Below are 6,414 nucleotides of genomic sequence, written 5' to 3'. Positions count from 1 at the left end.
GAGCAGCGGATTCCAAATCCGCGTGTTGGGAGTTCGAATCTCTCCACCCCTGCCACCTTCGAAAGCCTCAGCAGTTATGCTGAGGCTTTTTTGTATTTGCTGTTTGGCTGGCTAGCAAAGAAACACGCCACAGATCCGCGCTTCGTAAATTGTGCTGCTGCTGATGACTGAGTTCTGAAAGGTAGGCGCTCATCGTGAATTCAAATTTTCAGCCTTCTTTGCTCCAAGATCTTCGGAGGAAACAGAGCCTCAGGGAGTTAATCCGTACATCTCATGGTGATAAGATGCGCAGATGATTGTGCAGGAGAAAACGCAGCGCTGACTTAATGAGCCATTCTTGTGAAAAGAATCTTTTTCAGGTGAAACAGAGGCTGCGACGGAATCCTGTAAGCTGGATCTAGGAATAGAGAAAGGAAGAGTGAATGCTCAGACGCTTGATATTGTTGATGGGAATTGCAGCTATTTTGTCCGGAGGCGGAGCCTACTTTTCATTTCATGTGCCGCCGCAGCCGGAGTTAACTGTTGGTTCTGACATTGACCGTGCAGAGGTTCGCTGTTACGAAGCTGAGCCTGAAGCGTTCATCGATCGACAGGGTCAGTTGCAAGTGACTGTCTGGAATATTTATAAAGAGCAGCGGGAGAACTGGCGAACGGCATTAGATGCTTTCAGTGAGGGAAGTGATATTGTGCTCTTACAGGAGTCGAGTCTGACAGCTGATTTTCAGCAATACCTCAGAGAGGCTCAGTGGCAGGTCGTCATGGCGAACGCCTTCTCATTCTTGGATACACAAGCTGGCGTAATGAATTTATCACGGAACCCGGCAAAAACGACGTGTGCTTATTTGGCGATGGAGCCCTGGCTGCGTTTGCCAAAATCGGCTTTACTGGCAACCTTTCCTCTTTCTGACGGGACAACTTTGACGGTCGTGAACCTGCATGGAATTAACTTTGCCTGGGGAATTGAGGAATATGAGGCGCAATTTGAAGCCTTAGCGGATGAACTGGAAAAAGCGAAGGGGCCAGTGCTGTTGGCTGGAGATTTCAATACCTGGCGACAGGAAAGAATGGATGTGCTCGCCCGGTTTGTTGAACTGCTGGGATTGCACGAAGTAACGTTAGAGCAGGATCTGAGGGTCAGAGTGTTAGGATGGCCGTTGGATCACTTATTTTATCGCGGTATGCGGCTGGAAAAAGCAGAGGCGCCTGTCACGGACGCCTCAGATCATCATCCAATTATTGCCCGCTTCAGGTTGTCAGAATAAGCAGTGGCCAGACAACCAGCACTAACAGCCAGGGCAGTGCAGCGATGACAATAGCCTTGGCGCGATCAATCCCGCACCACAAGCTGACCACAATATAGGTCAGGGCAATATACCAGGGAGCCAGCAGTGGAATACTGGATGCTAATGCAGCCCAGGGGTTATCCATGGGCAATTTCAGGAATGCATTCAGGCTGTTCAGGTCGGCCGTGTTCGGTAAAGCCTGGGTCGGGTTGAACAGGATGTTCAGATAGCTCGCGAGATCGCCAATCAGTCCGGGAAGCATGATAAAACAGCTTGCCGCCAGCCATTTCCCAAAGCTCTGAGGGGCGCCGCTGTTTTTGGTCGCTAGGTTCAGCCATAATGCCAGCAGGAGCAGGTTGGCAGTGCGGCCGAAAATGTCACTGAAAATCTCACCGGCCAGTAAGACTTCTTTCGTTAACCATTGCAACTGACTCTCGTCAGCCAGCACTGAAAGCTGGCTGCGAAGGGTTTCCTGCAACCATGCCATATCAACCTGGTTAAAATAGCTGCCCCAGAGGCCGAAAGGCGCCATGATGAGCAGTAAGTAGGGCATCAGCGCCCATTTGGGGCGCTGATGAACGGCTGTGAAACAATCTACCGGTGAACGGAAGACATCCAGCATGGCAATGAATGGGTTTGCTGAGGGTGTCATACACTTACCTTGGTCACGTCAACAAACAGTTTGAGTTTCTGACCCGGCTGCAGATACTTTTTGTCACCGAGCTGGTTCCATTTGATCACATCGGCCAGTTTCACTTTGAACTTATCTGCAATGACGCTGAGGTTATCGCCTGAACGGACTTCGTAATACACAGTCCGGATGACGCCCCCATTTTTACTGGTTTTCCAGATATTCAGCTTCTGACCAATTTGTAGCGTAGACTTTTTGCTCAGCCCATTCCACTTCATGATCTCTTTAATACTGACTTTTTGTTTCTTCGCGATGGTCCACAGATTATCACCGGATTCAACTTTGTAAATTGTGCGATAGCCGCCCCCATGACTGACCTGAGAGCGAACTTCGCTGGTCAGGCTCGGGAATGCATTTTCGCCGTTCATCGCCACTGGGATCAGGATATATTTACCGGCACGAATACTTGAACCATCGATTTTGTTTGCCCGTTGAATCAGATCAACTGAAGTATGGTGGGTTTTCGCCAGCACACTCAGGCTGTCTCCTGATTTGATCTGATAACGGATCACTTTCATGCCCTGACGGCCGCTTTTTTCAAAAGCCTGATTGAATGTATCGACTTTATCCGCTGGTAGCAGCAGGTGGGTCTGATCATCAGGTGACGTTGCCCACTGGTTATAGGCCGGGTTCAGCGCTTTCAGCTCAGACAGAGAAATCTTTGCGTATTTCGCTGCCATTGCCAGATCCATCTGGGTCTTGGGATCGACAGTTTCAACGGCAGGTTCATTGGCAATGAAAGGAACGTCGACACCATATTTTTCCTGGTTCTTAATGATGTCAGCTACTGCCAGTAATTTCGGCACATAGCCACTGGTTTCCTGAGGTAAATCCAGTGCCCAGAAGTCAGTCGGCTTTCCGGCTTTTTTATTTTCACGAATCGCCCGGAAAACACGCCCCTCACCAGAGTTATAAGCAGCTAGTGCATGAAGCCAGTTTCCGTCGAAACGGCGATTGAGGTATGCCAGCAAATCTAATGCGGCCTCGGTAGACTGCACGACATCACGACGGCCGTCATACCACCAGTTTTGCTTCAGGCCAAACTGTCGGCCCGTTCCCGGGATAATTTGCCACAGTCCGGCCGCGCGGCCATGGGAGTATGCGAACTGGTCGAAAGAGCTTTCTACAATTGGCAGCAGGGCCAGCTCAAGGGGCATATCACGCTTTTCGACAGCTTCAGTGATGTAGTAAAGGAAAGGCTCAGCACGTGAAGAAACAATGGAGAAATGACCTGGATGTTTCAGGTACCAGTTTCGATAATAATTCACCTGCTTATTATCTGGCACATCAATACGCAACTGCATTGCAACACGCTGCCAGACGTCATCCTGTTCCTGCGGGGTGACCACGGGCACAGGTTCTTCTGCTGCGACTTGGGGTTGTGTCGATGTGACAAGCGGAGAGGCACCATCGGTGTCATTCTGTGTGATAGTCGAATGACTGTCATCTTGCGCAGTGGCTGCACTTTCTTGATTGGTTGCCACAGATTCTTGTTGTGAATTTTCTGTGATCTGACAACCCGCCAACAGCAGCGCACTTGCTAAAAAAAATCGGGATTTCATGTAACCTGCCTTTAGCCAAAATCGCAGGTGATAATACTTGGCGGAAGGTACAGGTTACAAGTGACAGCCCTTCAAAAATTGTCCTTCCATCGGCGCAGAGCGGCGAAGGTCTCGAGGTCGCTGTCATTAACCGCCTTATCTGCAACTGCTTTTTTGATACTCGGCTGGTCACAGCGCAGGAACGGATTCACTCGTTTTTCCAGCCCCATGCTGGATGGAATGGTACTGATTCCGCGCGCACGGCGCAAACTGACGTCTTCCCGGTAACGCTGCAGGTGCGGGTTGTCCTGCTCGGCAACTAAGGCAAAGGCCAGATTGCTGCTGGTGTATTCATGTGCACAAAAAACTTCAGTTTCATCGGGCAGGGCTGCTAATTTTTGTAACGAATTGTACATTTGAGCGGGCGTTCCCTCAAAAAGGCGACCACACCCGGCGGAAAATAAAGTATCGCCGCAGAAAAGCTTTTCATCACCCACATATGCAATATGGCCGGCTGTATGGCCCGGGACACTTAACACCATAAAGCGCTCTCCGAATATGTCGATCTGGTCGCCATCTTCAACAGATTGCGTTAAGCCGGGGATCGCTTCGCTGCCAGGGCCTACAATATTGCAAGAAGGGAAAGCGCGTTTGAGCTCGCTGATTCCGCCGACATGATCATGATGATGGTGGGTGATCAGAATGGCCTCCAGAGTCAGTGACTCTTCGTGAAGTCGGGCCAGGACTGGCGTGGCATCCCCGGGGTCAACGACAACACAGCGGTTATCCGGCCCTTGGATCAGCCAGATGTAATTGTCGTGAAATGCAGGTATGCTCTTCATCGTTAACATAAAATTGTCTCCAGTCCTTGATGTGGTGAATCATCATTTATGAAGCCAGCCCGCACGATAAAATACATCGACACACCCTATTCCTGGTATCAGCTGGTACAGGGAGAATGGGCGGCACAACTGCTGCAGGCCCAGCTGGACGAGTGGTGGCCGAGACTGTTTGGCTACCATTTGCTGAAACTGGGCGGCCTGAGCTGCGAACTCGTCAGTGGCCATTGTAACATCCGGCATCAGGTTTGTATTGATCGCGATAATCCGCTTCGGAATCTGGAGGCGGATCCGATGGCATTGCCGTTTCTGGAAAAATCTTTTGATGCCTGTGTCTTAGCGCATCAGCTGGATTTTTGCCGGGATCCGCACAACCTGCTGCGGGAAGTCGACCGGGTGCTGGTCGATGACGGTTACCTGTTGATCAGCGGTTATAATCCGCTCAGTCTGCATGGTTTACGGGGTCTGTTTCCCTGGAACCGGAAGCGGGCGCCATGGTCTGGCCGGATGTTCATGCCGATGCGGGTGAAAGACTGGCTGGGCGTACTGAACTATGAAGTGGTCTTTCATGAAAATCTGGCGATACTGCCGCCGACCCAGTCTCCGGCATTTTCCGCCTGGGCGGAAAGCATGCTTTCCGGCACCTTATCCGGCATCGGCGGAATGTACTTGATTGTGGCCAGAAAACGTACTTTCCCGCTCAAGCCTATTAAACCGAGCTGGAAAATGAGACGGCAGCTGACACCAATCAGTGTGAACTGCCGTACCCGGGCCAGTGAAAAGCAGTCAGGTTAAACTGAAACGAATTATCCGGCTTCCTGATAACCATGGTCATCTTTGACCGGGGATTCTGCAGCTTGTCGTGCCAGCTCGTCACAACGTTCATTCTCAGGGTGACCAGCATGGCCTTTTACCCAATGCCAGCGGACCTGATGGCGCTGCGTTTCTTTATCCAGCTGCTGCCAGAGATCCGCATTTTTGACCGGCTTTTTGTCGGCAGTTTTCCAGCCGCGTTTTTTCCAGTTATGAATCCACTGGGTGATGCCCTGACGGACGTACTGACTGTCCGTTGTCAAATCAACGCTGCATGACTCTTTCAGACTCGCCAGTCCGACAATCGCTGCCAGCAGCTCCATCCGGTTGTTGGTTGTCATGAAAAAGCCGTCGCTCAGCTCTTTGACATGGCCTTTATACCGCAAAATTGTGCCATAACCACCCGGGCCCGGGTTGCCGAGGCAAGAACCGTCGGTGAAAATTTCTACCTGCTTGGTCATCTTTGGTAGTATTCGTCTTAAGATAAAAAACTTAGTCTGACATAACCAATACTATGAATGCCACCAATGAACGCATAATTGTATTCGATACCGAAACAACCGGTATGAATATGACCGGCCCTCACTACGAAGGGCATCGCATTGTGGAAATCGGTGCGGTGGAAATTATCAATCGTAAATTCACCGGCCGGACCTTCCATGTGTATATCAAACCCGATCGGCCGATTGATGCCGAAGCGGTTGCGGTCCACGGGATTACGGATGAATTCCTGCGTGATAAGCCAACTTACGCGGAAATTCATCACGAGTTCATGGACTTTATTCGCGGGGCGGAGCTGGTTGCTCATAACGCGCCCTTCGATATCGGGTTTATGGACTATGAATTCCGCAAGCTTGACCCGTCGATAGGGAAGACCACGGATTACTGTTCCGTGACCGATACCCTGGAAATGGCGAAAAAGATTTTCCCGGGGAAACGGAACAACCTGGACGTGCTCTGTTCGCGTTACGGGATTGATAACTCGCACCGGACGCTCCACGGGGCCTTGCTCGATGCCGAAATTCTGGCCGATGTTTATCTGATGATGACCGGCGGCCAGACGTCGCTGGCCCTGCATGCAACCGGAGAAGATAGTGACAGTGGTGCAGAAAGTGGCATACGACGTCTGACCAGCGGACGGAAAACATTAAAGGTTATCCGGGCTTCTGCCGATGAACTAGAAGCGCACGAAGCGCGTTTAGATATCATTGAGAAAAAAGGCGACGTCACACTCTGGCGTCAATAGG

At 50.9% G+C, this 6,414-nt stretch carries 7 protein-coding genes; 3 read left to right on the top strand and 4 right to left on the bottom strand.

From position 1 onward, the window contains the following. The first annotated feature begins 422 nt into the window (after positions 1 to 422). Positions 423 to 1,262, top strand: coding sequence for an endonuclease/exonuclease/phosphatase family protein (locus SPK40_RS22150; protein WP_248143385.1), 840 nt, complete (start codon positions 423 to 425; stop codon positions 1,260 to 1,262). Here the strand turns inward: SPK40_RS22150 and SPK40_RS22145 are convergent. The 3 genes from SPK40_RS22145 to gloB all read right to left on the bottom strand — a co-directional run bounded on the left by SPK40_RS22145 (position 1,246) and on the right by gloB (position 4,366). Further along, positions 1,246 to 1,935, bottom strand: a complete 690-nt coding sequence (locus tag SPK40_RS22145; protein WP_248143387.1) for a YIP1 family protein — start codon at positions 1,933 to 1,935, stop codon at positions 1,246 to 1,248. The two genes, SPK40_RS22150 and SPK40_RS22145, sit on opposite strands and share 17 nt — an antisense overlap. Then, positions 1,932 to 3,536: a LysM peptidoglycan-binding domain-containing protein gene (locus tag SPK40_RS22140; RefSeq protein WP_330961934.1), complete on the bottom strand. Its 1,605-nt coding sequence runs from the start codon at positions 3,534 to 3,536 to the stop codon at positions 1,932 to 1,934. Before SPK40_RS22140 ends, SPK40_RS22145 begins: the two co-directional genes overlap by 4 nt. Positions 3,537 to 3,607: 71 nt before the next feature. Further along, positions 3,608 to 4,366 (bottom strand): hydroxyacylglutathione hydrolase, encoded by a 759-nt coding sequence (gloB, locus tag SPK40_RS22135; protein WP_248143390.1) that lies wholly within the window; start codon positions 4,364 to 4,366, stop codon positions 3,608 to 3,610. Positions 4,367 to 4,405: 39 nt separating this feature from the next. Here gloB and SPK40_RS22130 point away from each other — a divergent pair, with 39 nt between their 5' ends. Beyond that, positions 4,406 to 5,149, top strand: coding sequence for a methyltransferase domain-containing protein (locus SPK40_RS22130; RefSeq protein WP_330961933.1), 744 nt, complete (start codon positions 4,406 to 4,408; stop codon positions 5,147 to 5,149). Between the two features lie 11 nt (positions 5,150 to 5,160). Here the strand turns inward: SPK40_RS22130 and rnhA are convergent, their stop codons facing one another. Then, positions 5,161 to 5,628 (bottom strand): ribonuclease HI, encoded by a 468-nt coding sequence (rnhA, locus tag SPK40_RS22125; protein WP_248143392.1) that lies wholly within the window; start codon positions 5,626 to 5,628, stop codon positions 5,161 to 5,163. A 53-nt stretch (positions 5,629 to 5,681) separates the two neighbouring features. Here rnhA and dnaQ point away from each other — a divergent pair, with 53 nt between their 5' ends. After that, the gene (gene dnaQ / locus SPK40_RS22120; RefSeq protein ID WP_330961932.1) at positions 5,682 to 6,413 is read left to right on the top strand and encodes a DNA polymerase III subunit epsilon; all 732 of its coding nucleotides are present in this window, start codon (positions 5,682 to 5,684) and stop codon (positions 6,411 to 6,413) included. The last annotated feature ends 1 nt before the right edge of the window (position 6,414 follow it).

This window comes from Photobacterium sp. 53610 (assembly GCF_036409375.1).
Classification (GTDB): Bacteria; Pseudomonadota; Gammaproteobacteria; order Enterobacterales; family Vibrionaceae; genus Photobacterium.
This window is presented reverse-complemented; position numbering and strand designations above follow the sequence as displayed.